Raw genomic sequence first — 24046 nt, forward strand, 5'->3', positions numbered from 1 at the left:
AATAATAAAGCGGCTGACGCCTCGCCATCGCCGGTGGGACATTCTCTCCGGCCGGCAGACAGCGCCGCCCCGGAGGACCCGCAAGCCTAGCAGGCGCCTTGCCCCAGGCCAAACCAGGGGATTGAAACAGGCCCTTTCCGCCCGCATTTAGCGGGTATCGCATTTTTTACCCGCGGCAGCGGCCCAGGCACCCACCGCTACCGCGGCCAACCGAGGTTGATATGCCCACAAATCCCCTGCTTGAAACGCATACGCTGCCGCCGTTTGGCGACATTCGCGCCGAACACGTCGAGCCGGCCATCAGCCAGCTGATCGATGAAAGCCGCGACGCCATTGAGGAGCTGGCCCGCCAGGCTCAGGAAACGGACCCCACCTGGGAGACCTTTGCCGCGCCGCTGGAAGCCGTGAGCGATCGCCTGGCCCAGGCCTGGGCGCCGGTATCGCATCTCAACAGCACCATGAATACGCCCGAGCTGCGCCACGCCTACCAGGCCTGCCTCCCCAAGCTTTCGGCATTCAGCACCTGGGTATGCCAGCACGCCGGGCTCTATCACGCCTGGCAGGCGCTCAGGGACGGCCCCGCCTGGGACTCGCTCAACGCCGAGCAGCGCCGCACCGTGGAAAACAACCTGCGCGATTTTCGCCTGGCCGGCGTCGCGCTTCCCGAAGCGCAAAAAACGCGCTACGGCGAGATCCAGGCACGGCTCTCCGAGCTTTCCAACCGCTACTCCAACAACGTGCTGGACGCGACCCAGGCCTGGTATAAAGACATCCACGACGTAGAGAAACTTGCCGGCGTTCCCCAAAGCGCGCTGGAGACGCTCAAAGCCACGGCCGAAGCCAAGGGCGTCGAGGGCTACCGCATTACCCTGGACTTCCCCTGCTTTTTCCCGGTGATGAGCTACGCCGACAGCCGCGAGCTGCGCCACGAGGTGTATACCGCTCTCGTGACCCGGGCGTCCGACCAGGGGCCTAACGCCGGCGAGTTCGACAACGCCCCGGCCATGGAAGAAATCCTCGCCCTGCGCCACGAGCTGGCCGGGCTACTGGGCTTTGATACCTACGCCGACCTGTCGCTTGCCACCAAAATGGCCGACTCCCCGGATCAGGTGCTGGCGTTTCTCGACGACCTGGCGAGCCGCGCCGTGCCCCAGGCGCAGACGGAGTTTTCCGAGCTGGAAAGCTTTGCCCAAAGCGAGCTGGGGTTCGACAAGCTCAACCCCTGGGACATCGCCTACGCCAGCGAAAAGCTCCGCGAAGCCCGCCACGCGATTTCCGAAGAGCAGCTGCGGCCCTACTTCCCCGCGCCCCGGGTCATCGACGGCCTGTTCAAGGTGGTCGAGCGGCTCTACGGCCTGCGCTTTGTCGAAAACACCGACGTACCGCGCTACCACGACGACGTGCGCTACTTCGATATTGTCGAAAACGACGCCCCCATTGCCGGCTTCTACCTCGACCTCTACGCTCGGGAAGGCAAGCAGGGTGGGGCCTGGATGGGCGGCTGCCGGGTGCGGCGCCAAACCGCGAACGGCCTTCAGCTGCCGGTGGCCTTTCTCACCTGCAACTTCACCCCGCCGGTGGGCGAGGCGCCTGCGCTTCTGACTCACGACGAGGTCATTACGCTGTTCCACGAGTTCGGCCACGGCCTGCACCACATGCTGACCAAGCAGGAAATCGCCGAGATTTCCGGCATCAACGGGGTCGCCTGGGACGCGGTGGAGCTACCCAGCCAGTTCATGGAAAACTTCTGCTGGGAGCGCGAAGGGCTGGACCTGATTGCCGGCCACGTGGAAACCGGCGAGGGGCTTCCCGACGAGCTGTTCGAACGCCTGCAGGGCGCCAGAAACTTCCAGTCGGCCATGGGGATGGTCCGCCAGCTGGAATTCTCGCTGTTCGACCTGCGCCTGCACGTCGAGCACAGCGCCCCCAGCGCCGAGGATATCCAGGCGCTGCTGGACGACGTGCGCATGCGCGTTGCGGTCGTGCCCCAGGCCTCGTTCAACCGCTTTCAGAACAGCTTCGGTCATATCTTTGCCGGCGGCTACGCGGCGGGCTACTACAGCTACAAGTGGGCGGAGGTGCTCTCCGCCGACGCCTGGAGCGCCTTTGAAGAAGCCGGCACCTTTGACGCCGCCACCGGCCAGCGCTTCCGCCGGGAAATCCTCGAGCAGGGGGGCGCCCGGGACGCCGCCGAACTGTTCAAGGCGTTTCGCGGTCGTGAGCCCAGCGTCAAGCCGCTTTTGCGCCACAGCGGCATTCAGGCCGCCTGACGCCCGGTCCCTTCCGGCGCGGCCGAGGCCGCGCCGCCCGATTCACGCAGGAGATGATCATGTCATCGGTCAAACGCTTTATTGCCGGCGTGGTATGCCCGCGCTGCGCGGCCATGGATCGCATCCGCGCTTGGGAACAAAACGGCATTCGTTACCGCGATTGCGTGAGCTGCGATTTCTTCGAACAGCTGCCCGTCGATGAGGAATCCGCTGAGGAGTTGACCACCCGAGTCAACGGGGTGCGCGACGAACAGAAACAGCAGGACGACGTGGTCCCGGTGCGCATTCTCGACCCCGGCAAGCCCTCCTCCTGAGGCCTTTACCCGGCGGCCTTCAACTTTCCGCGTTAAACCGGCACCCGTGTGTGAAAAACCACACAGGTTCCGGTTTCCTATGTGCGCTTTTCCCGACACCCCTCCTCTCTGTCCCTGGCTTAAACTGCTGCTCTTCATCCCCGCTTGTTGTTAAATAACTGATTTAATTTAATAATATAATAACGGCACGTTAATTGCACCATACAAAGTGCTGGCCGGCTGACCGACGCGCTCGGCGCCGGCCACGCCAATGCCGCTACAACAATACAGCGATGCACATCCGCACATGGGGATTATTATGCGCACCATAGCCAAGACAACTGCACTGCTTTTCGCCGGTAGCGCCCTGCTGACCGCCGCCGGCGCCCAGGCCGATAAGGCCGACTGGCCGGAAAGCTTTACCGTGGGTACCGCAAGCCAGGGCGGCACCTACTACGTGTACGGCTCGGGCTGGGCCAACTTCATCGCCGACGGGCTGGATATCTCCGGCGGCGGCGAAGTCACCGGCGGCCCGACGCAAAACCTGGCGCTGGTCAACAACGGCGATGCCGCCTTTGGCCTGACCACCATGGGCCCCGCCGCCGACGCCGTTAACGGCAAAAGCCCGCTGGCGCCCGGGGTCGAAATGGACAACGTCTGCGCCATGTTCCCCATGTACGAAACGCCGTTCTCGATTACCGCGCTGGAAGGTTCCGGGATTGAATCCATCTCGGACATCCCCGACGGCGCGCGCATCGGCTTTGGCCCGGCGGCCTCCACCTCGGACACCTATTTCCCCGAGATTCTCAAGACCCTGGGCGTCGAGTTCGATCGCCGCAACGGCGGCTGGACCGATCTTGGCGGCCAGCTTCAGGACGGCCTGCTGGACGTGATCGCCTTTGCCGCCGGCATCCCGATTCCCGCGGTCAGCCAGCTTGAAGTGCAGACCGACGTCAACATCATCGAGTTTACCGAAGAAGAAGTGGAAACCGTGCTGGAAAACTTCCCGGTGGCCGAATTCATGATCCCGGCCAGCACCTACTCGACGCTCAAGGAAGATTCCCGCGTAGTGTCCATGTGGAACTTCGCCATTACCGGCTGCGACATGCCCGACGACTTCGTCTACGAAGTCACCAAGCGGACCATGGAAAACAACGACAAGATGCGCTCGATCCACCGCAGCGCGGAAACCACGGTGCCGGAAAACATCAAGCACAACACCGTCCTGCCCTTCCACCCGGGCGCGGCGCGCTGGTATGAAGAAAACGGCTACGACATCGACCCCGAGCTGATCCGCTGATCTACACTCGGCGATTTCTGCCCCGCCCGGCATCGCCGGGCGGGGCAGCGTACGCTTTCCCTCTTCCGTTTGTCCTGCTGTGAGGGTGACGCATGAGTCACAACGCCAACCACCAAAGCGACGACCGTATCGCCACCGCGTCGCCCGACGCCATTGCCGACGGCGTCGATGAAGATCCGGTAGAAAACAACCGCCGACTGTTTACCGGCTGGCCGCTGTGGGTGTTCGCCGTCCTGGCGATCGCCTATTCGCTGTTTCACCTGATCTCGCTGAATATCTACCCGCTGGAAACCTGGACGTACCGCATCATCCACATCGCCGGGGCGCTGGTGCTGGGCTACGGCCTTTACGCCGGCACGGCCTTTGCCGATAGCGAAAGCGACGCCTCCCCGGGCTGGCTGAAAGCGATCAGCCTTGCCCTGCTGCTGCCCGCCGGCTATGCCCTGGTGCAGGTCTTTTTCATGTACCAAACGCTCGCCGGCGAGGCCATGCGCATCGACCCGAGCATTGAAACCTTTCACTTCGGCCTGCCGCTGATGGCCGCCAGCGCCGCGGGCATTGCGCTGAGCTGGTTTTACCGGCAGACGCGCGGCCGCCTGAGCCCGCCCGACCTGGCGCTGGTGGTTTGCGCCCTGGCAAGCGCCGGCTACCTGATTCTGGTCTACGGCACCAACATCCGCATGGCCACCGGCACCTCCTTTGCCCCGCCGGGGATCTCCTGGGCGGCCATTGCCGGCTCGCTGCTGATCCTTGAGCTTACCCGCCGGGTCGCCGGCCTGGCGCTGGTGGTCATTGCCGCCGTTTTTCTGGGCTACGTGTTTATCGGTCCGTATCTCCCGGGCTTTCTGGGCTACCCGGGGCTATCGCTGCAGCGCTTTTTCAGCCAGGTCTACACCGACATCGGCATCCTCGGGCCGACCACGGCGGTCTCGTCGACCTACATCATCCTGTTTATCATTTTTGCCGCCTTCCTCCAGGCCTCCAAGGTGGGCGACTACTTCGTCAACTTTGCTTTTGCCGCCGCCGGCCGCGCCCGGGGCGGCCCGGCCAAGGTGTCCATTTTTGCCTCGGGGCTGATGGGCATGATCAACGGCACTTCTGCAGGCAACGTGGTCTCCACCGGCTCGCTGACCATTCCGCTGATGAAAAAGGTCGGCTACCCGGCCAGAAGCGCCGGCGCTATCGAAGCCGCCGCCTCTACCGGCGGGCAGATCATGCCGCCCATCATGGGTGCCGGCGCGTTCATCATGGCCGAGATTACCGGCATCCCCTACACCGAGATTGCCGTGGCGGCGATTATTCCTGCGGTGCTTTACTTCCTCTCGGTCTACTGCATGGTCGACTTCGAGGCGGCGCGCAAGGGCATGCGCGGCATGCGCAAGGAAGAGATCCCGCAGTTTCGCCGCCTGGCCAAACAGGTCTACCTGTTCGCCCCGATCATCATCCTGATTGTCGCGCTGTTCATGGGCTACTCGGTGATCCGCGCGGGGACGCTTGCCACCGCTTCGGCCGCCGTGGTGAGCTGGATTTCACCCAACAAGATGGGCATTGCCGCCATCCTCCGGGCGCTGCAGCTGGCCGGCACCATGGCCATCCAGATCATCGCCGTGTGCGCCTGCGCGGGGATTATCGTCGGCGTCATCTCGCTGACCGGGGTAGGCGCGCGCTTCTCCTCGCTGCTGCTGGGCCTGGCCGGCTTCAGTCAGCTGCTGGCGCTTTTGTTTGCCATGTGTATTTCCATCCTGCTGGGCATGGGCATGCCCACCACCGCCGCCTACGCCGTCGCCGCCTCGGTGGTGGCGCCTGGCCTGGTAGACCTTGGCATCGAGCCTTTGATTGCGCACTTCTTCGTCTTCTACTTTGCCGTGGTCTCGGCGATTACGCCGCCGGTGGCGCTGGCCTCCTACGCCGCGGCGGGCATCTCCGGGGATAACGCCATGGGCACTTCGGTGGCCTCGTTCAAGATCGGTCTGGCCGCCTTTATCGTGCCGTTCATGTTCTTCTACAGCCCGGCCATGCTGATGGAAGGCTCGGCGTTTCAGGTGCTGCGCGTGGGCATTACCGCAACGCTTGGCATCGTGCTGCTGTCGGGCATGGTGCAGGCGTGGTTCTTCGGCCCGGTCAGCGTCTGGCAGCGCCTGGCCATGCTGGTCGGCGCCGTGTTCATGATCTACGGCGGGATCTACACCGATGTGGCCGGGCTCGCGCTGGGCGCCGTCCTCTTCGTGCTCCAGCGCAGGCGCTACGCCAACGACGGCGCCGTTGCCGCCGGCTAGCGCGCTCATCCTGGCCGCCAATCGGCGGCGTAAAAGTAAAATCCCCGCTTTACGGCGTAATGCCAGTCAGTTAAGCCTGTTCTGAATAAGCTGATCATGAGACCTTCCCGTGTCAGGTACACCGACACGGGAAGATCCATGCACTTCAGCGACGCCATTGATGCTATCGCCAAGGCGGTACCCGACGATTTCTCCAGCCTCTCCGAGGTGCTCTCTCCTGAACTGATCGACACCTGTCTTGATGAAGCCGGTGTGGCCACACTGCGCAAGCGTCGCCTGCCGTTGGACATGGTGGTCTGGGCCGTTGTCGGAATGGCCTTGTTTCGGCATATCCCGATGGGGCAGGTCGTTAATCATCTCGACATCATGTTGCCCGGCAAGCGTCCCTTCGTCGCGCCAAGTGCCGTGGTGCAGGCACGTCAACGACTTGGGGTGGAGCCCGTCAAACGCGTCTTCGAGCAGACCCAAGCTGTGTGGCATCAGCAGACCCCTCACCCTCACTGGTGCGGCCTGACGTTACTGGGTGTCGATGGTGTGGTCTGGCGCACTCCCGATTCTCCCGAGAATCAGGCTGCCTTCGCGCGCACACGCAATGCTCAGGGGGAAGCGAGCTATCCACAGATTCGCATGGTGTGCCAGATGGAGCTGACCAGCCATCTACTGACGGGATCGGCCTTCGATAGCATCGCGAGCAGCGAAATGGAGCTGACCCCTGAGCTCATCGGCAGCACCCCGGATCACTCACTGACGCTGTTCGATCGTGGGTTTTACTCACTGGGTCTGTTGCATGCCTGGCAGAGTGCAGGCGAGCAGCGTCACTGGCTCATCCCCCTGAAGAAGGGAACGCAGTATCAGGAAGAGCGCTCGCTGGGCCGCCAAGACCGCCTGGTAACCCTGACGGCCTCACCTCAGGCGCGCAAGAAATGGCCGGACTTGCCGCCGACGATGACGGCACGTCTGTTACGCCGAAAGGTGAACGGCAAGGAAGTTCAGATCCTGACCTCGATGACCGATCCGCTGCGCTTTCCGGCGGCGGATATTGTCGATCTTTACAGCCACCGCTGGGAAATCGAACTGGGCTACCGGGAAATGAAGCAATCCCTGTTGGGTAACCGCCTGACACTGCGCAGCCGCACCCCGGAAATGGTCTTTCAGGAGCTCTGGGGCACCTTGCTGGCCTACAACCTGATCCGCTTCCAGATGGCCCGCATGGCCTATAGCTTGGACGCCGTGCACCCGAACCAACTCAGCTTTCATCAGGCCGCCCACTGGCTCATCAAGGAGTTGACGATCTTACCCTGGGTCTCGCCGGGACGTGTGCCCGGCGTGATTCAGTCGATGCTGGAAATGGCACCGTCCTTCGTTCTACCAGAGCGACGCGAGCGATCTTATCCTCGATCAGTCAGGCGCCGGCCGCAGAAGTACCCTACCAAGAAAAATGCCAGTCAGCGTTAACTGACTGGCATTACGCTTTACGGCGCGTAAAGCGGGGATTGGCGTTTTATGGGAACGACAAACGGCCGGAATCACGCCCTGAGGTTATCGACGACCTTCAGCACCGGCGTCGACTGGTTCAGCGTGTAGAAGTGCAGCCCCGGCGCGCCGCCGTCGAGCAGCTGCTGGCAAAGGTTGGTCACCACCTCGGTACCAAACTGCGCAATGGCATCCGTGTCATCCCCGTAGCTTTCCAGCTGTTTGCGAATCCAGCGCGGAATTTCCGCGCCGCAGGCGTCCGAGAATCGCGCCAGCTTGGTATAGTTCACAATCGGCATGATGCCGGGAATGATCGGCTTTTCCACGCCCAGCGCCCGGGCCTTGTCGACGAAGTGAAAGTACGCCTCGGCGGTGAAGAAATACTGGGTGATCGCCATGTCGGCGCCGGCGTGCATCTTGCGCGCGAAGTTTTCCACATCCCGAGCCAGGTTGGGCGCCTGTGGATGGGATTCCGGATAGGCGGCCACGGCGATCTCGAAGTGGTCGCCGGTTTCCTCGCGAATGAACTCGACCAGCTCGTTGGCGTAGCGCAGCTCGCCGACGCTGGCCATGCCCGAGGGCATATCGCCGCGCAGGGCCACCAGGCTGTCGATGCCTTCCTCGCGGTATTCGGCGAGCAGATCGCGCAGCTGGGCCTTTTCGCTGCCGATACACGACAGATGGGGTGCCGTGGTAATGCCGCTTTCGCCCACGGCGCGCACCGCTTCCCGGGTGCGCGCCTGGGTCGAGCCGCCGGCGCCGTAGGTCACCGAGAAAAAGCGCGGCTGGCGGCTGGCCAGGGCGTCTCGCACCTGCAAAAGCTTTTCCCGGCCGACCGCGGTGCCGGGGGGGAAAAACTCGAAGCTGAACCCTAGCGGGTAGTGCTGGCGACTCATGCATCGTCCTCATACAAAAAGCGCTATTAACAGGCGCCCAAACATCGGATATCTTGCGCTATTGTGTTCGCTTGCCGCCGAGCCGGCCAATGAAAGATTCGGCGCCGGACCTTCAATCCCGCTCATACTGGCGCCCCAGATCAGGAACCTCGATGGAACATATTGCCCCCGGTGCGCTTGCCGGTCCGCTCACCATGCTGCTGGGCTTTGTCGGCCTCGGCTTTATCGCCGCCCGCCGCCTGGCGATCGACCCGCGCCCCATTGCCACGCTGCTGATCTACCTGATCGCTCCGTTCACGTTTTTCCGCGCGCTGATGAACGGCGGCCCCACGCCGAGCTACGTGCTGCTGACGCTGATTTTATTCTGCCTGTCCAGCGCCATTGCGCTGGCCGTCCGGGGGCTTACCCGCCACCGCTTCGGCGCCCAGGAAGGCGCGCTGCTGGCGTTTTCCTCGGGTACCGGCAACACCGGCTACTTCGGCCTGCCGGTCGCGCTGATCGTACTGCCGCCGGAGGGCGTCACCCAGTACCTGTTCTGCATTCTGGGCATCACCCTGTACGAATTTACCGTGGGCTTTTATTTAAGCGCCCGGGGCCAGTTTTCCATCCGCCAGAGCCTCGTCAAGATCGTCCGGCTGCCGCTGATCTACGCCTTTCTCGCCGCGCTGCTGCTGGCCCAGTTCGATCTTGCCCTGCCCGAGGCGCTGATGACCTCACTCGACGTCTTCCCCGCCACCTACACGCTGCTGGGCATGATGATTATCGGCATGACCCTGAGCCGGGTGACGCTTGCCGCCTGGGATACCCGCCTGATCCTTGCCTGCACGGCGCTGCGCTACGGCGTCTGGCCCCTGGCGACGCTTGGCACGGTGCTTGTACTGCAAACCTTCTTCGCGCTGTCGCCGGATCTGGCCATGGCTATTTTGCTGCTCGGCGTGGTGCCCATGGCCGCCAACGTCGTGGTGGTGGCCATGGAGCTTGGCATTCAGCCGCAGAAAGGCGCGCTTGCGGTGCTGGTCACCACACTGCTTGCGCCCCTGATCATTCCGCTTTACCTGGCCGGCATGCTCACCCTGACCGGGCTTGCCTGAACGCCTCCGATCAGGCTTTCACGCGGATAAGCTTCTTGTTGACGAACTCATCGATGCCCAGCCGGCCTAGCTCGCGGCCAAAGCCGCTGCGCTTGACGCCGCCGAAGGGCAGCTCGGCGGCTTCCCCGCCGACTTCGTTGATAAAGACCATGCCCACCTCGAGGCGGTCGGCAACGCCCAGCGCCTTCTGCTCGTCCCGGGAAATCACGATGGCGCCGAGGCCGTAAGGCGAGTCGTTAACAAGCTCCACCGCCTCGTCCTCGCTTGCCACCCGATAGACCACGGCGACGGGGCCGAACAGCTCTTCGTGGTAAACGTCCATCTCCGAGGTGACGTCGGTGAGCACCGTTGGCGCGAAGAAATTCTCCTCGGGGTCGGCCCCGCCGGCGCGAAGTACGGCACCCTGATCCACCGCCTTCTGCACCTGGTGCTGAAGGTTGCGGGTGGCGCTTACCGACGACAGCGGCCCCAGGGTGGCACCGTCAACGGTGGGGTCAGAGGGCTCGTGCGCCGCCATGGCGGCGGCAAAGCGGTCGACGAACTCGTCATAAAGATGGTCCATGACCACCATGCGCTTGGAGCCGTTGCAGGCCTGGCCGTTGTTGCCCAGCCGCCCGGCAACCGCCATGTCCACGGCGCCGTCGATATCGTCGGTATCGAGCACCAGAAACACGTCCGAACCGCCGAGTTCGAGCACCACCTTTTTCAGGTGGCGCCCCGCCTGTTCGGCCACGGCGGCGCCGGCGCGCTCGGAGCCGGTCAGCGACACGCCCTGAACGCGAGAGTCGGCAATCACCTCGGCCACCTGCTCGTTGGTGGCAAAAACGTTGACGTAGGCGCCCTCGGGCAGGCCGGCATCAATAAACAAACGCGCCAGCGCCAGCGCCGACTCGGGGCACTGGGGCGCGTGCTTGAGCAGGATCGTATTGCCCAGCGCCAGGTTGGGGGCGACAAAGCGCGCCACCTGATAGAAAGGGAAATTCCACGGCATGATGCCGGTCAGCACCCCAAGGGGCTGGCGGCGGATAAAGGCGGAGCCACCGGCGGGGGAGTCGATCGGCTCATCCGCAAGGAAAACGGCGGCGTTATCGGCGTAGTAGCGATAGATATCCACGCAGACGTCGATTTCTTCGCGGGCCTGGTCAACGGGTTTGCCCATTTCGCGCACGATGATGCCGGCAAGCTCCTCCCGGCGCTCGGCGTGAAGCTCTGCCACCCGCTCGAGGCGCGCCGCGCGCTCGGCGACATCGAAATCGCGTGACCAGGCGCGAAACGCCTTCGCGGCGCTGGCCAGCGCCTGCTGGATATCGGCGTCGGTGGCCGTGGGGTAGTCGGCAACCTTTTCGTTGGTTGCCGGATTGGTGACAGCGTAGTCAACCATGAGGTCTCCTTGTGGCGGTCTTGTAACGATAATGCGGGTTCGGGGCTGACACTATCATAGCGCGCCGGCTCGGCGTCGAGAGCCTTTCTCCCGCGTCGCGGCGCCGCTTTGGCGATTTGCGTCAAGTTTGTGTCGCTTTATGCATACTAAGTGCCACGCATATCGGTGACACTCCTCCTACGTTTTTCAAGGAGGTCCCCATGAACCGCAACGTTATCCTGACCTGCGCCGTTACCGGCGCCGGCGACACCACCGGCAAGAACCCCAACGTACCGGTGACGCCCCAGCAGATCGCCGACAGCTGCATCGAAGCCGCCCGCGCCGGCGCCAGCGTCGCGCACATCCACGTTCGCGACCCGGAAACCGGCGGCATCAGCCACTCCACCGACCATTTCCGAGAAGTCATGGAGCGGGTTCGCGAGGCGGATACCGACATTGTCATGAACATCACCGCCGGCGGCGGCGGCGACTGGACCCCGGACCCCAGCGACCCCACTCGCGGCGGTCCCGGCACCGACATCCAGACCCCGGCCCAGCGCCACGAGCCGGTGGGCGAGCTGCTCCCCGAACTCTGCACGCTGGACTGCGGCAGCCTCAACTTCAGCGACATGGTCTACATCAACACCGCCGACTGGCTGCGCGAGCACGCCCGTCTGGTGCAGCAGGCCGGGGTCAAGCCGGAGCTGGAGTGCTTCGACCTGGGCCACGTCTGGTTCGCCCGCCAGCTGCAGCAGGAAGGCCTGATCGACGGCGACCCGCTCTACCAGCTGTGCCTGGGCATCCCCTGGGGCGCCGAAGCCGACACCGAAACCATGCTCGCCATGCGCAGCAAGCTGCCGGAAAACGCCGACTGGGCCGCCTTCGGCATCGGCCGCCACCAGATGCCCATGGTCGCCCAGGCAATGCTGCTCGGCGGCCATGCCCGGGTCGGCCTGGAAGACAACCTCATGCTCAAAAAAGGTGTGATGGCCACCAACGGCGGCCTGGTCGAGAAGGCCGGCGGCATCATCGAAAACCTCGGCGGGCGCGTCATGACCCCGGCCGAAACCCGCGCACAGCTCAAGCTGCGCGACCCCAGCACCGGCCTGACCGTCGAGACGGCCGCGGGAGGTGAGGCATGAGCCAGCAGCTCTCCGTTATCGGCACCGGCGTCATCGGCAACGGCTGGATCGCCCGGGCGCTGGCCCAGGGCTGGGACGTGGTCGCCTTCGATCCGGCCCCTGGGGCCGAGGCGCGCACCCGGGAGTTCGTCGCCAGTGCCTGGCACTCGCTGACCCGCGCCGGGCTCGCTGAGGGCGCCGACCCCGAGCGGCTGACCTTCGTCGACAGCCTCGAAACGGCCGTCGAAGGCGCCGACCTGATCCAGGAAAACGTGCCCGAGCGTCTCGAGCTCAAGCGCGAGATCCTCGCCGCCATCGACGCCGCTGCGGCGCCGGAGGCGATCATCGGCTCGTCCACCTCGGGCTTCAAGCCAAGCGACCTGCAGCGGGACTGCGCCAATGCTCCCGGACGCGTGATCGTGGCGCATCCCTTCAACCCGGTTTACCTGCTGCCGCTGGTCGAGCTGGTGGGCGGCGAGGCCACCGTCGCGGCGCAGACCGAGCGCGCCCAGGCGCTCTACCAGGCGCTGGCCATGCGCCCGCTGGTGGTGAAGCGCGAGATCGAAGGGCACATCGCCGACCGCCTGATGGAGGCGCTGTGGCGCGAGGCGCTTCACCTGGTCAACGACGGCGTGGCTACCACCGAGGAAATCGACGCCGCCGTGGTGTACGGCTGCGGTCTGCGCTGGTCGCTGATGGGCACCTTCCTGACCTTCCATCTGGCCGGCGGCGATGCGGGCATGCGCCATATGCTCGAGCAGTTCGGCCCGGCGCTGAAGCTGCCCTGGACCAAGCTCGAAGCCCCCGAGCTCACCGACGAGCTCATCGACAAGGTCGTCGACGGCTGCGAACACCAGGCCGCCGGCCGCTCGGTCGCCGAGCTCGACCGCCGCCGCGACGACTTTTTGGTCGAGCTTCTCGGCCTGGTGCAGAAGTACTGGCCCGAGGCCGAAGGCCTCGAAGGGCGTATCTGATGGCACTGCTTAATACCCAGGTCGCGCCGGAGTGGGTGGACTACAACGGCCACATGAACGACGCCGAATACGCCCGGGTGTTCTCCCTGGGCGTCGAGGCGCTGATGACCGCCATCGGCCTTGACGAAGACGGCTGCCGGCGCCACGGCTATACGATCTATACCCTGGAAACGCACCTTTGCTACCGCCGCGAGGCCCACGAAGGCCAGGCGCTGGCGGTGGAGATGACGCTGCTGGGTCACGACGCCAAGCGGCTGCACGTCTTCTTCACCATGCACGACGCCGAGGGCACCCTGCTCGCCAGCAGCGAGCAGATGCTGATGGGCATCGACAGCGACGCCGGTCGCCCCGCGCCCTTCCCTGAGGCCGTTGCCGACGCCGTCGGCACGCTGCCCGCCGCGGGCGACGACTGGCCCAAGCTCGCCGGCCGGCGCATTGGCCTTCCCCCCCAACGTTAGACGCCTGCCCGGCACGTCCCGCGTGCCGGGCGGCCCCGGGATCGTCGGCCCCTCGACCGGCTCACCCAAGGAACCCTTCTATAGATTCGCTTGATCCTCGCCCACCAACAAAGGAAGCGACCATGTCATCACGACACTCAGCCAGTGCTGACGCGTCGACATCGCCCCCCATCTATCCGGATGCCGTTCTGGCGCACCGGGGGTTCTTTCGCCATATGCACAAGGGTATGACCATCACCTCCGCGCTGCTGGTGCTTGCCTTCGCGCTCTTCACCGGCATCGACCCGGAGTTTTCCGGAGCCCTATTCGGCACGGCCCGGGAGTGGATCGAAACCACCTTTGGCGGTTATTACATGATCACCATCGTGTTTCTGATTGCCGTCTGCCTCTATATCGTGCTGAGCCGCCACGGCAGCGTGCGCCTCGGCACCGACGACAGCCGCCCCGAGTTCAGCAACTTCTCCTGGTTTTCGATGCTTTTCTCCGCGGGTATCGGTATCGGCATCCTGTTTTTCGGCGTCGCCGAACCGATCTTCTATCTGGACGACAGCGGTGCCCTCGGCTACCCCAACAACCCTCACGCCGACATGGCCGGCGCCGCGGCCATCGGCCACGCGCGCGCCGTGGATGCCCTGCGCGTGGCGGTCTTCCACTGGGGTCTGCACGGCTGGGCGGTTTACGTCATCGTCGGCATGGCGCTAGCCTACTTTGCCTATCGGCGCGGCCTGCCGCTGGCGCTCAGATCCTCGCTCTACCCCTTCATCGGCGATCGCATCTACGGCCCCATTGGTCACGTCGTCGACATCCTCGGCGTGCTGGGCTGCGTGTTCGGCGTCGCTACCTCGCTGGGCCTCGGCGTCAGCCAGATGGCCGTGGGGCTCGAACGCCTGATCGGCGTCAGCGCCGGCCTCGATACCCAGCTTACGCTCATCGCTCTGATCTCGACGGTGTCCATCCTCTCCGCCGTTTCCGGGGTGCGCCGCGGCATCAAGGTCATCTCCGAGCTCAACATCTGGGTGTCGGTGCTGGTCGTGGGCGCCTTTTTGATCGGCGGGCCGACCCTGTGGCTGATCGCCGTCTTTGGCGAGACCATGGCCGACTACGCCGTCAACTTCGTGCCCATGGGCCTGTGGTTTGCCGATGAGCCGGGGCCCTCGCAGTGGCAGCAGGCCTGGACCATCTTCTACTGGGGCTGGTGGCTTGCCTGGGCGCCTTTCGTCGGCCTGTTCATCGCGCGCATCTCCAAGGGCCGCACCCTGCGGGAATTTGTGCTCGGCGTGCTGCTGGTTCCCACGATGATCATCTTTGTGTGGCTGATCACCTTCGGCGGCACCGCGCTCCATCAGGAGCTGAACGCCGCCGGCGGGCCCGGCACGGCGGGGATCATTGATCTGGTCAACAACTGGAACCTGCCCGCCGCGCTGTTCGCCAGCGCCGACGGCGTAGCCGGTACCGGCGCCGTCGGCTGGACCCTCTCTGCGCTGATGGTCTTTCTGCTCATGAGCTGGTTCGTCACTTCCTCGGACTCCGGCACCCTGGTACTTACGACTATCCTCTCGCTGGGTAACAGCGAGCCGCCCCAGCGCTTTCGCGTCTTCTGGGGCCTGGTCATCGGCCTGGTGGCCGCCGTACTGCTGCTGGCCGGCGGACTCAAGGCGCTGCAGACCGCGCTGCTCGCCGCCGCCCTGCCGCTGAGCGTGGTCATCCTGGTCATGACCCTCGGCGTGCTGGTGTCGCTGTTCCAGGAATCCCACCGGGCGCAGCCGGCGAAATCCTGAGCCCCTCGAGCGCCGGGCGCTACCCGGCGCTCACTGCCTCGCCTGGCGCGGCGATATCCCGTAGCGGTCGCGGAAGGCCCGGGACAGGCTCGAGCTCGAGCCAAAGCCGCAGGCCAGCCCCACCGCGAGGATATCCAGGTCGGTTTCCTCCAGCAGGTAGCGCGCCCGCTCCAGGCGCAGCGCCAGATACCGGCGCTGCGGAGAAACCCCCAGGGTGTCTCTGAAGAGCCGCTGCAGCTGGCGCAGCGAAACGCCGCTGCGACGGGCGACCTCGGTGAGCGCCAGCGGCGTTTCCAGGTGATTTTCCATCAGATTAACGGCGTCGATCAGCCGCCGATTGTGAGTCCCCAGGCGGCGCGCCAGGGTCATGCGCTGCTGATCGTGGCGGGTGCGAATGCGCGCGTGGACCAGCTGTTCGGAGACGTCCACCGCCAGCCGCTGGCCGTGGCGGCGAGCGATGGCGTGCAGCGCCATGTCCATGGCCGCGGTACCGCCGGCGCAGGAAAAGCGTCGCTCGCCAAGCTCAAAAAGCTCGTCAGAGGTGGCAATGGCCGGAAAGCGTTCGTGAAAGGCCGGCAGGCTTTCCCAGTGCAGCGTCACCCGCTCGCCTTCCAGCAGCCCCGCCGCCGCCAGCAGAAAACACCCGGTATCCAGCCCGCCCAGCGCGCCGCCGGCGGCCTCGATACGGTGAAGCCAGCGCACCAGCGCCCGGCTCAGGTAGCGTTCGGGGTCAAAGCCGCTGCATACCGCAAGCGACGACAATGAATGCGCCTGGCTAATGGACTGATCGGCGAGCAGCGTCATGCCGTTGGAGGCGGTCACCGGACTTCCGTCTTCGCTGACCAGCGTCCAGTCAAACAGCGGACGCCCGCTGATACGGTTGGCGATGCGTAGCGGCTCCACCGCCGAAAAAAACGCCATCATCGAGAAACGCGGCAGTAGCAGAAACCCCACCGGCTCGGGGGTGGGGCCGAAGTAGTCAAGGCGCATGGCACAAACCGCAACAGCAAGGGAGGCCGTTTATAGTGGCCGCCCGGCGCCGGTCGAACAAGGGCATCGTTGCAACCGCCCGCGCAGTCTCTACAATCGGCACGACTACGCCACGACGCCGACCCCACGCCCATGAGACTCCACGCCCCCGATACCGCCCCGGAGCGAATCGGTTTTTTGCTGCTGCCGCGCTTTGCCATGGTCGCCTTCTTCTCGGCCGTGGAACCCTTGCGTATCGCCAACCGCATCAGCGGACAGACCCTGTTCGACTGGGACATCATCAGCCAGGACGGCGGCCCGGTGGCCGCCTCCAACGGCATGACCCTGGACGCCGGCCACGCCATGGCCGCGGCACCTGCCGTGCCAAGCCTGGCGGTGTGCGCAAGCTTTGCCCCGGAGGCCGGCATCGATGCGGCCCTGCTCGACTGGCTGCGCGCGCGCGCCGCCGCGGGTTGCGTTCTCGGCGGCGTGGACACCGGCTGCTTTGCCCTGGCCGCGGCCGGCCTGCTCGACGACCAGACGGTGACGCTGCACTGGGAGTCACTGCCCGAGTTTCGCGCCCGCTTCCCGCGGGTCGACGCCGTCGAGTCGATCTTTGAAGTCACCCCCGAAAGCTTCTCCTGCGCCGGGGGCAGCGCCGCCATCGACATGAGCCTTGACCTGATCCGCCGCCGCCACGGCGACCGGCTGGTCAAGCGCGTTCGCGAGCAGCTGATCCACGACCCCGGGCGGCGGCCGGCCAGCCGCCAGCGCGACCGCGGCCGGCCCGACGATCCCAACCTGCAAAAAGCCATCGACCTGATGGAAGCCAACCTGGAAACGCCGCTGGCCATCGGCGAGCTGGCCGCCAGGCTCAACCTCTCCTGGCGCAGCCTGGAGCGGCTGTTCGCCCGCCATCTGGAAAGCTCCCCCCAGCGCGTCTATCTCGACAGGCGCCTCGGCCACGCCCAGCGGCTGCTGCGCGACACCCGCCACAGCGTCATGGATATCGCCCTTGCCTGCGGCTTTGCCTCGGCGTCGAGCTTTACCCGCGCCTTCCGCCGGCGCCACGGGCTGACCCCCAGCGCCTGGCGGCGGCTGCCCTGAGCCGCACCTGTCGAATTGTGCATAGCCGCCGTCGAATTCTGTGGTGAATCACCGCCGCGGCGCTGCCATCCTGTGGCCGTTCCCATGACGACGCTCAGGAGTTTTTCATGACACACAGCGAACTACCGCTAACGCCCGATTACGATGCCTGGCCGGTGGACGCCGACCTGGTCGACGTTGCCTTTACCCCGCGCCTGGTCACGGTGAACTGGAGCGACGGCCGCGTCAGCCGCTATCACAGCGTCTGGCTGCGCGAAAACGCCGCCGACGAAAGCACCGTCAATCCGGCGACCCGCGAGCGCATCCTGGATCTCTCCACCCTGTCGGCCTGGCCGGAAGTCTCCGTCGCCGAGATCGACGACGCCGGCGCCCTCTGCGTCACCTTCGGCCCCGAGGATCGCCGCCTGCGCTTCCACCCCGGCTGGCTGCGGGCCAACGACTACGACAACGCCACCGACCCCGAAGCGCCGCTGGTGCCGGTCACCACCTGGCTTGGCGGCGCCGATGCCAGCCCCGACACCCTGGACGCCAGCGGGCTGCTGGATACCACGCCGGAAAGCGAAGCCGAAGAGGCCGTTCTCGCCCCGGCGCTGGAAAGCGTGCTCGGCAAGGGCCTGGTGCGGCTGCGCAACCTGCCCACCGAACCCGACTCCATCGAGTCGCTGGCCCGGCGTATCGGCCCGGTGCGACCCACCAACTTCGGCCAGCTGTTCGACGTCAAGGCCAAGCCCGACCCGGACTCCAACGCCTATACCTCCATCGCCCTGCCGCCCCACGTCGACCTGCCCACCCGCGAGTATCACCCGGGCCTGCAAATGCTCTACTGCCTGGAAAACAGCGTGGAAGGCGGTCAAGCGGTGATGATGGACGGCTTTGCCATCGCCGAAGCCCTGCGCGACCGCCACCCCGACGCCTGGGAAACGCTGACCCGGGTTCGCTGGCGCTACGCCAATACCGCGCGCACCACCGACTACGTCTGGTTCGAGCCGATGATTCGCCTCGATGCCCGCGGCGAGCTGCTCGAGGTGCGCATTGCCGACTTCCTGCGCGGCCCGCTGCAGACCGCCTTTGAAGACGTCGAGCCGGCCTATGAAGCGCTGATGACGCTGCAGCAGCTGCTGCGCGACCCGGCGTTTTCCATCCGCTTTACCTATCATCCCGGCGACGTGGTCATCTTCGACAACCGCCGCCTGCTGCACGCCCGGGACGCCTTCGAGAACAGCACCGGCCGCCGCTGGCTGCAGGGCTGCTACATGGAGCGTGACGAGGTGCGTTCGCGCTATCGCATGATTGAGCGCGCCCGCCGCCAGCGTCGCCTGGACGACGCTGCCTAAATAGGCCCCTCGCCGGAGGCTCACCATGACCGCCACCGCCCAGCCACCCGCTACCGCCGTTTCCGCGGCCTGGAGCCTCTGGGCGCTGCTGCTCGGGGTGGGCCTTTTGATGCTGGGCAACGGCCTGCAGGGCAGCCTGCTTGGCGTGCGCGCCGCCGAAGAGGCCTTCGGCAATACCGTGACCGGCGTGGTGATGTCGGCCTATTTCGTCGGCTTTCTGGCGGGCTCGACCCTGGCGCCGCGCAAGCTGCGCGACGTCGGCCACGTACGGGTCTTCGCCGCCCTGGCCTCGGTCACCTCGGTTGCCATTCTCGTGCACGCGCTGTTCGTCGACCCCTGGGTATGGGCCGCCATGCGCGCGCTCACCGGCTTCACCTATGCGGGCCTTTACGTGGTCACCGAAAGCTGGCTGAACGGCCATGCCGGCAACCACCTGCGCGGCCGGCTGCTGGCCTTCTACATGGTGATCACTTACCTTGGCATGGGCGGCGGCCAGCTGATGCTGAACCTGGCCGACCCCAACGGCATCATCCTCTTTCTGGTGGTCTCAATTCTGGTGTCGCTGGCGCTGGTGCCGATTTTGCTCAGCTACACGCCCCAGCCGGATACCGGCCAGCCGGAATCCATGAGCCTCAGGCGGCTCTACCGGCTGTCGCCGCTGGGCACCATGGGCTGCCTGCTGACCGGCATCGCCAACGGCAGCGTCTTCGGCATGGGAGCGGTCTTCGCCAATGCCCGCGGCCTGGCCTTCGACCAGGTGGCGGCCTTCATGGGCGCCTTCATTCTCGGCGGTGCCCTGCTGCAGTGGCCCCTGGGCAAGCTCTCGGACAAGACCGACCGCCAGCTTGTCATCATGATCGTCGCCGGCCTGGCAACGGCGCTTGCCCTACTCGGCCTCTTCGTCGACGGCGCCGGCCAGCTGACCCTGCTCGGCGTGCTGCTCGGCGGCACCACCCTGACCCTCTATTCGCTCTTTCTCGCCTGCGCCAACGACGTCCTCAGCCCGTCGCAGACCGTGGCCGCCAGCAGCAGCCTGGTACTGGCGCTGGGGATCGGTGCCATCCTTGGCCCCTTGAGCACCGGGCTACTCATGGAGTGGCTCGGCCCCGCGGGGTTTCTCTGGGATCTGGCGCTGATCCACGCCGCTATCGTCGCCTTCGGCGGCTACTGCCTCGTACGCCACCCGGCGACGGTCGCCGACGATCAAGGCCGCTATGTGGCGGTTCCCGCCGGGACCGCGACCCTCGGCGCCACCTGGGTCGAAGAAGCGGCGAGCGAGCCGACCCAGCTCGAGCTTGATTTCGACCCGGCGCCGGATGCCGCGGCCGAGGCGGAGCCGCAGGACTGACGGCCTGTTAATTCGGCAAATCGAATCAAGCATCAGGCGACCAGCGCTGCGCCGAGCAGGCGCCCGTCACTCTCGTCGGCGTAGAGCTTGAGGCAGCCCGCATTGCGCCCAGCCATCAGCGCTCGCGCCTGTTTGCTGAAATCGACGCTGCCGGTGACGATGCCGGTGTCGGGCAGCTGCCGCGACGTCAGACCCGCATGGCCCGCGCCCGGCTCAGTGAAGACGATCCCCTGGGGCGTGCGTCGAGCAAGACATTGGGCATCCGGATGCAGGGCGTGATAGGCGGCAATTCTTCCCGCGTCCGCCGCCTCGTGCAGCAGCGGGCGCAGCCCGTCCACGTCGCCGGCGATAAAAACCGGCAGCTCGCCGATACGCAGCGTCGATTCGTCGAACAACGGCACGCCCCGCTGGTCGAGTTCTACCCCCAGTTTCTCGAGACCCAGCCCTTCGACGTTGGGCCGCCGCCCCAGGGAGGCGAGCACCCAGTCGACCTCCACTGCTTTCCCGCCGCCCTGAACCATCACGCCAGTATCACTTTGGTGCAGCGACACATCCGCCTCAGTGGTGACCGTCATCTGGCGCTCGAGCACCTCGAGCAGGCTGGCATTGACCTGCGGGTCGCTCAGTCCCGCCACGCTGGACCCGCGAGTGAACCCGTGCACCTCGCAGCCGAGCTGGGCAAACGCCTGGCCCAGCTCCACGCCGATCGGCCCCAGGCCGACCACGCCCAGGCGCCTGCCCGGCGCCTCGAGCTCGAAGACATCGTCGGAGGTCACCACGCGATCGCCGAGAGAGCGCCAAGCCTCGGGCAGGTTGGGCCGAGTACCGGTGGCGATGATTACGCTCTCGGCTTCAATCCGCTCGCCGTTGACTTCGAGGGTGGTGGGGTCGAGAAAGCGCGGCTGTCCGTGAATGCTGCGCTCGCCGAGGGATTCGGCGGTGTCGATCGGACCGGCAGTGAAGCGATCACGCAGGGTGCGCACGTGCGCCATGATCGTGACCAGATCCGCTTCAAGGGTGTCGGTGCCTCGTATTCCGCTCTCTCCCAGCCAGTCCCGGCGCCCGTAGGCATGGGCGACCTCGAGCAGCGCTTTCGAGGGCATGCAGCCAACCCGCGCGCAGGTCGTGCCGTAAGGGCCGGCGTTGATCAGCAGCACGTCGTCCGTGTAGCGCCGCGCCTCGCTGAGGGCAGTCAGCCCCGCTGTGCCGGCGCCCAGAATCACCAGCTTCACTTGTCGTGTCATGATTTCTCCCTCTTTCACCGTGTTGCGTTGACCCACCTATCCCACGTCATGGCCAGCCGCTTGGAGACGATCCAGGCTCAAGGAACAGCGATCAGCGCGGTATCATTCTCCGAGCATCTCCGTGTCCTCGACAAACAGTCCCACGAGCTCCGCGTCTTCGCGCTTGGCCAGCCGCGTGGCCTCGTCGAGCATCCGCTGGGCGCGACGATTGCCGTCGAGCAGTACCACGACCCGCGAAATCAGGCGACCACTGTCATGTATCGTCATCGCGCTTCGCATCCTGTCGGTTGTCGCCGCTGCTCTGCCGGCGGCCAATGTCGGCGAACTCGTTCAGGCAATCCGCGACGCGCCGGTTGACAGTGCCAGCGGGGAAGGAGCCGTCTGTCTGGCGCTCACCGGCAACCAGGCCAGTCAGCAGACCGATGGCCTCATCGACGCTATCAAGCGCATACACCCTGAACTGCCCGGCCCGTACCGCCTCGACTACATCGCTGCGCAGCATGAGATGCACCGCGTTGGCCCTGGGCAGCAGGACGCCGTGACTGCCATTCAGCCCCCGGGCCCGGCAGATGTCGAAAACCCCCTCGATCTTCTCGTTGACGCCGCCCACCGCCTGCACCTGCCCGTGCTGGTTGACGGAACCGGTCACCGCCAGGGATTGCCGCAGCGGCGCCCTGGCGAGCACCGAAAGCAAGGCGCAGAACTCGGCCACGGAGGCGCTGTCGCCGTCGACCATGCCGTAGGACTGCTCGAAGGCCAGGCTCGCCGACAGCGACAGCGCCGATTCACCGGCGTAGCGCGAGGCCAGCAGGCGCGACAGGATCATCACCCCCTTGGAGTGGATGTTGCCGCCCAGCTTGGCCTCGCGCTCGATATCCACCAGGCCACCGCGCCCGGGCCGCGCCGTGGCGGTGATGCGGGTGGGACGCCCGAAGGAATGGCCGCCGAGCTGGATCACCGACAGGCCGTTGACCTGGCCCAGCGCCTCCCCGGCGGTGTCGATGAGCATGATGTCGCGCAGAATCGAGCGCTCCAGGCTCTCGTGCACCCGCGCGGCGCGATAGATCTGCTGGTCGATGGCTTCTTGCACATGTTCGGCGGTGACCTGATCGCTTCCCGCCTCGGCGGCCCAGTAGTCCGCCTCGCGCAGCAGATCGCGAAAGGCGCGGCGCTGGACGGAAAGGCGCTCGCTGTCGTCGGCGAGACGGCTGGCATGCTCGATGAGCCGCGCCACGGCGTCGCGCCCCAAAGCCTTGAGATTCGCCTCCCGGGCCAGGGTGGCGAACAGGCGCGCATAGAGCCGCTGGGTATCCGCGTCGCGCTGCACGTCTTCCTCGAGGTCCGCCTGTACCTTGAACAACTCCAGGAAGTCCGGGTCGTAGGCGCACAGCAGGTAGTACAGCATGCGATTGCCGATCAGCACGACCTTTAGATCCAGCGGCATGGGCTCGGGCTCCAGAGACACCGTGCTGGCCAGGCTGTAGAGCTGTTCCAGGGACTCGATCTTGACCCGCGCCCCGTAGAGGGCACGCTTGAGGCCCTCCCAGACGAAGGGTTGGGTCAACACCTTGACGGCGTCGAGGATCAGATAGCCGCCGTTGGCGCGGTGCAGCGCGCCGGCCCGGATAAGGCGAAAGTCGGTCAGCAGCGCGCCCTGGTGCACCTGATGCTCTACCCGCCCCACCAGATGCTGATAAGTCGGCATGTCCTCGTAAACTACCGCGGCCCCCTGCTGCTCGGCGCTGTCCACCAGCAGGTTGGCCTGATAGCGACTGAAGACCGAGGCCATGGAACTATTGCCGGGCGCCTCCTGACTGATCAGCGCATTGACGTTCTCGGTCACGTCCTTCTGGATGGCATTGATGTGCTCGACCGCTCGGGGGTGGTCACGATAGGCCTCGCGCAGCTCCTCGAGCAGCGGCCCCACCGAGGCCGCAGCCATCTCCTCGTTAAGCTCCTGGATGCGCTGCTGCACCTCCTTGCGCCAGCGCGGCATCTGCTGAACCGTCTTCTGCAGTTTCTCCTGCAACACCGCGATGGTGCGCTGAATGGCCTGGCGACGCTCCTCGGGCAGCGCCTGGAACGCCTCCACGTCCATCACCTCGCCTTCGTCGTTGCGCGGCGCAAAGCTGAAGCCATGGGGCGACTGGATCAGGGCAATGTGATCCTGCTCGGCCTCCTTGCCGATCTCGCGAAACGCCTCGCTTTGGCGCTGACCCAGCTCCTGCTGGATTTCATGCAGGCGGCTCTGGTACTCGTCGCTCTCGAAGGTGGAAGGAATGGCGTGCTGCAGCTCCTCGACCAGCTGCTCGAGATCACGTCGAAACCGCGCGCCCTTTCCCGCGGGTAATTCGATAAGACGTGGATGCCTGCCCTGCATGAAATCGTGCAGATAGCACCAGTCGGAAGGCGTCAGCGCCTGGCGGGAACGCTCGTGTAGAAAGCGCTGCACGATCTCGTGCTTGCCCGCCCCGGAAGGCCCCAGCACGAACAGGTTGTAGCCCTGCCCCTGGATGCCCGTGCCGAAACGCAGCGCCTCTAGCGCTCGCTCCTGACCAATCAGCTGATCAAGCGCCCTGAGTTCGTCGCTGGTCTCGAAATCCAGCGAATCGGGGTCGCAATGTCGGTAGAGCCGATCAGCGGCAAGCGGTGCAGGATGAGCCGTCATGATTTCCTCATGCCCCCTGAGTTCAAGTAGTATAGTGGCATAACAAGTCAGGAAAACACTGAATAAATGTCTTCATGACACGGTAA

At 65.4% G+C, this 24046-nt stretch carries 19 protein-coding genes; 13 read left to right on the top strand and 6 right to left on the bottom strand.

Going from position 1 to position 24046, the window contains the following annotated elements; genetic code table 11:
• The first annotated feature begins 221 nt into the window (after positions 1-221).
• The 5 genes from prlC to ACZ46Y_RS13165 all read left to right on the top strand — a co-directional run bounded on the left by prlC (position 222) and on the right by ACZ46Y_RS13165 (position 7594).
• On the top strand, positions 222-2270 hold the full coding sequence (gene prlC, locus ACZ46Y_RS13145; protein ID WP_311955781.1) for an oligopeptidase A: 2049 nt from the start codon (positions 222-224) through the stop codon (positions 2268-2270).
• Between the two features lie 59 nt (positions 2271-2329).
• Entirely contained in the window at positions 2330-2584 is a 255-nt protein-coding gene (locus ACZ46Y_RS13150; RefSeq protein ID WP_311955779.1) for a YheV family putative zinc ribbon protein, read from the top strand.
• Between the two features lie 298 nt (positions 2585-2882).
• Positions 2883-3863 (top strand): TAXI family TRAP transporter solute-binding subunit, encoded by a 981-nt coding sequence (locus ACZ46Y_RS13155; RefSeq protein WP_311955777.1) that lies wholly within the window; start codon positions 2883-2885, stop codon positions 3861-3863.
• Positions 3864-3955: 92 nt separating this feature from the next.
• Complete coding sequence (locus ACZ46Y_RS13160; protein WP_311955775.1) at positions 3956-6139, top strand: TRAP transporter permease; 2184 nt, start codon at positions 3956-3958, stop codon at positions 6137-6139.
• A 138-nt stretch (positions 6140-6277) separates the two neighbouring features.
• Complete coding sequence (locus ACZ46Y_RS13165; protein ID WP_311955773.1) at positions 6278-7594, top strand: IS4 family transposase; 1317 nt, start codon at positions 6278-6280, stop codon at positions 7592-7594.
• Between the two features lie 71 nt (positions 7595-7665).
• Here ACZ46Y_RS13165 and metF read toward each other — a convergent pair whose 3' ends face one another.
• Positions 7666-8508 (bottom strand): methylenetetrahydrofolate reductase [NAD(P)H], encoded by an 843-nt coding sequence (gene metF / locus ACZ46Y_RS13170; protein WP_311955771.1) that lies wholly within the window; start codon positions 8506-8508, stop codon positions 7666-7668.
• 152 nt (positions 8509-8660) lie between these two features.
• Between metF and ACZ46Y_RS13175 the strand changes: the two genes are divergently transcribed.
• Positions 8661-9599, top strand: coding sequence for an AEC family transporter (locus ACZ46Y_RS13175; protein ID WP_311955768.1), 939 nt, complete (start codon positions 8661-8663; stop codon positions 9597-9599).
• Between the two features lie 10 nt (positions 9600-9609).
• Here ACZ46Y_RS13175 and ACZ46Y_RS13180 read toward each other — a convergent pair whose 3' ends face one another.
• Positions 9610-10980, bottom strand: coding sequence for an NAD-dependent succinate-semialdehyde dehydrogenase (locus ACZ46Y_RS13180; RefSeq protein ID WP_311955766.1), 1371 nt, complete (start codon positions 10978-10980; stop codon positions 9610-9612).
• Between the two features lie 200 nt (positions 10981-11180).
• Here ACZ46Y_RS13180 and ACZ46Y_RS13185 point away from each other — a divergent pair, with 200 nt between their 5' ends.
• From ACZ46Y_RS13185 to ACZ46Y_RS13200, 4 genes are all read left to right on the top strand, one after another.
• The gene (locus tag ACZ46Y_RS13185; protein WP_311955764.1) at positions 11181-12101 is read left to right on the top strand and encodes a beta-keto acid cleavage family enzyme; all 921 of its coding nucleotides are present in this window, start codon (positions 11181-11183) and stop codon (positions 12099-12101) included.
• A complete protein-coding gene (locus tag ACZ46Y_RS13190) occupies positions 12098-13054 on the top strand; it encodes an L-carnitine dehydrogenase (protein ID WP_311955763.1) in 957 nt (318 codons plus the stop codon). Before ACZ46Y_RS13185 ends, ACZ46Y_RS13190 begins: the two co-directional genes overlap by 4 nt.
• The gene (locus ACZ46Y_RS13195) at positions 13054-13512 is read left to right on the top strand and encodes a thioesterase family protein (RefSeq protein ID WP_311955761.1); all 459 of its coding nucleotides are present in this window, start codon (positions 13054-13056) and stop codon (positions 13510-13512) included. Before ACZ46Y_RS13190 ends, ACZ46Y_RS13195 begins: the two co-directional genes overlap by 1 nt.
• 122 nt (positions 13513-13634) lie before the next feature.
• The gene (locus ACZ46Y_RS13200) at positions 13635-15290 is read left to right on the top strand and encodes a BCCT family transporter (RefSeq protein ID WP_376717588.1); all 1656 of its coding nucleotides are present in this window, start codon (positions 13635-13637) and stop codon (positions 15288-15290) included.
• A 30-nt stretch (positions 15291-15320) separates the two neighbouring features.
• Here the strand turns inward: ACZ46Y_RS13200 and ACZ46Y_RS13205 are convergent, their stop codons facing one another.
• Positions 15321-16280 (bottom strand): GlxA family transcriptional regulator, encoded by a 960-nt coding sequence (locus ACZ46Y_RS13205; protein WP_311955759.1) that lies wholly within the window; start codon positions 16278-16280, stop codon positions 15321-15323.
• Positions 16281-16412: 132 nt separating this feature from the next.
• On the opposite strand from ACZ46Y_RS13205, the gene ACZ46Y_RS13210 reads away from it, so the two are divergent.
• From ACZ46Y_RS13210 to ACZ46Y_RS13220, 3 genes are all read left to right on the top strand, one after another.
• The gene (locus ACZ46Y_RS13210; protein WP_311955757.1) at positions 16413-17366 is read left to right on the top strand and encodes a GlxA family transcriptional regulator; all 954 of its coding nucleotides are present in this window, start codon (positions 16413-16415) and stop codon (positions 17364-17366) included.
• A gap of 107 nt (positions 17367-17473) precedes the next feature.
• A complete protein-coding gene (locus ACZ46Y_RS13215) occupies positions 17474-18700 on the top strand; it encodes a TauD/TfdA family dioxygenase (protein WP_311955754.1) in 1227 nt (408 codons plus the stop codon).
• Positions 18701-18725: 25 nt separating this feature from the next.
• Positions 18726-20048 (top strand): MFS transporter, encoded by a 1323-nt coding sequence (locus ACZ46Y_RS13220; RefSeq protein WP_311955752.1) that lies wholly within the window; start codon positions 18726-18728, stop codon positions 20046-20048.
• Positions 20049-20080: 32 nt separating this feature from the next.
• On the opposite strand, the gene ACZ46Y_RS13225 is transcribed toward ACZ46Y_RS13220, so the two are convergent.
• The 3 genes from ACZ46Y_RS13225 to ACZ46Y_RS13235 form a co-directional block, all read right to left on the bottom strand.
• Positions 20081-21292 (bottom strand): dihydrolipoyl dehydrogenase, encoded by a 1212-nt coding sequence (locus ACZ46Y_RS13225; RefSeq protein WP_311955749.1) that lies wholly within the window; start codon positions 21290-21292, stop codon positions 20081-20083.
• A gap of 102 nt (positions 21293-21394) precedes the next feature.
• Positions 21395-21559, bottom strand: a complete 165-nt coding sequence (locus ACZ46Y_RS13230; RefSeq protein WP_311883521.1) for a universal stress protein — start codon at positions 21557-21559, stop codon at positions 21395-21397.
• Positions 21546-23960, bottom strand: coding sequence for a Lon protease family protein (locus tag ACZ46Y_RS13235; RefSeq protein WP_311955746.1), 2415 nt, complete (start codon positions 23958-23960; stop codon positions 21546-21548). Before ACZ46Y_RS13235 ends, ACZ46Y_RS13230 begins: the two co-directional genes overlap by 14 nt.
• Between the last annotated feature and the right edge of the window lie 86 nt (positions 23961-24046).

The organism is Halomonas garicola (genome assembly GCF_055382465.1).

What these genes read in the sequence shown, in the direction of transcription:
- prlC (WP_311955781.1), top strand. Translation starts at nt 222, where the DNA reads ATGCCCACAAATCCCCTGCTTGAAACGCATACGCTGCCGCCGTTTGGC.
- ACZ46Y_RS13150 (WP_311955779.1), top strand. Translation starts at nt 2,330, where the DNA reads ATGTCATCGGTCAAACGCTTTATTGCCGGCGTGGTATGCCCGCGCTGC.
- ACZ46Y_RS13155 (WP_311955777.1), top strand. Translation starts at nt 2,883, where the DNA reads ATGCGCACCATAGCCAAGACAACTGCACTGCTTTTCGCCGGTAGCGCC.
- ACZ46Y_RS13160 (WP_311955775.1), top strand. Translation starts at nt 3,956, where the DNA reads ATGAGTCACAACGCCAACCACCAAAGCGACGACCGTATCGCCACCGCG.
- ACZ46Y_RS13165 (WP_311955773.1), top strand. Translation starts at nt 6,278, where the DNA reads ATGCACTTCAGCGACGCCATTGATGCTATCGCCAAGGCGGTACCCGAC.
- metF (WP_311955771.1), bottom strand. Translation starts at nt 8,508, where the DNA reads ATGAGTCGCCAGCACTACCCGCTAGGGTTCAGCTTCGAGTTTTTCCCC.
- ACZ46Y_RS13175 (WP_311955768.1), top strand. Translation starts at nt 8,661, where the DNA reads ATGGAACATATTGCCCCCGGTGCGCTTGCCGGTCCGCTCACCATGCTG.
- ACZ46Y_RS13180 (WP_311955766.1), bottom strand. Translation starts at nt 10,980, where the DNA reads ATGGTTGACTACGCTGTCACCAATCCGGCAACCAACGAAAAGGTTGCC.
- ACZ46Y_RS13185 (WP_311955764.1), top strand. Translation starts at nt 11,181, where the DNA reads ATGAACCGCAACGTTATCCTGACCTGCGCCGTTACCGGCGCCGGCGAC.
- ACZ46Y_RS13190 (WP_311955763.1), top strand. Translation starts at nt 12,098, where the DNA reads ATGAGCCAGCAGCTCTCCGTTATCGGCACCGGCGTCATCGGCAACGGC.
- ACZ46Y_RS13195 (WP_311955761.1), top strand. Translation starts at nt 13,054, where the DNA reads ATGGCACTGCTTAATACCCAGGTCGCGCCGGAGTGGGTGGACTACAAC.
- ACZ46Y_RS13200 (WP_376717588.1), top strand. Translation starts at nt 13,635, where the DNA reads ATGTCATCACGACACTCAGCCAGTGCTGACGCGTCGACATCGCCCCCC.
- ACZ46Y_RS13205 (WP_311955759.1), bottom strand. Translation starts at nt 16,280, where the DNA reads ATGCGCCTTGACTACTTCGGCCCCACCCCCGAGCCGGTGGGGTTTCTG.
- ACZ46Y_RS13210 (WP_311955757.1), top strand. Translation starts at nt 16,413, where the DNA reads ATGAGACTCCACGCCCCCGATACCGCCCCGGAGCGAATCGGTTTTTTG.
- ACZ46Y_RS13215 (WP_311955754.1), top strand. Translation starts at nt 17,474, where the DNA reads ATGACACACAGCGAACTACCGCTAACGCCCGATTACGATGCCTGGCCG.
- ACZ46Y_RS13220 (WP_311955752.1), top strand. Translation starts at nt 18,726, where the DNA reads ATGACCGCCACCGCCCAGCCACCCGCTACCGCCGTTTCCGCGGCCTGG.
- ACZ46Y_RS13225 (WP_311955749.1), bottom strand. Translation starts at nt 21,292, where the DNA reads ATGACACGACAAGTGAAGCTGGTGATTCTGGGCGCCGGCACAGCGGGG.
- ACZ46Y_RS13230 (WP_311883521.1), bottom strand. Translation starts at nt 21,559, where the DNA reads ATGACGATACATGACAGTGGTCGCCTGATTTCGCGGGTCGTGGTACTG.
- ACZ46Y_RS13235 (WP_311955746.1), bottom strand. Translation starts at nt 23,960, where the DNA reads ATGACGGCTCATCCTGCACCGCTTGCCGCTGATCGGCTCTACCGACAT.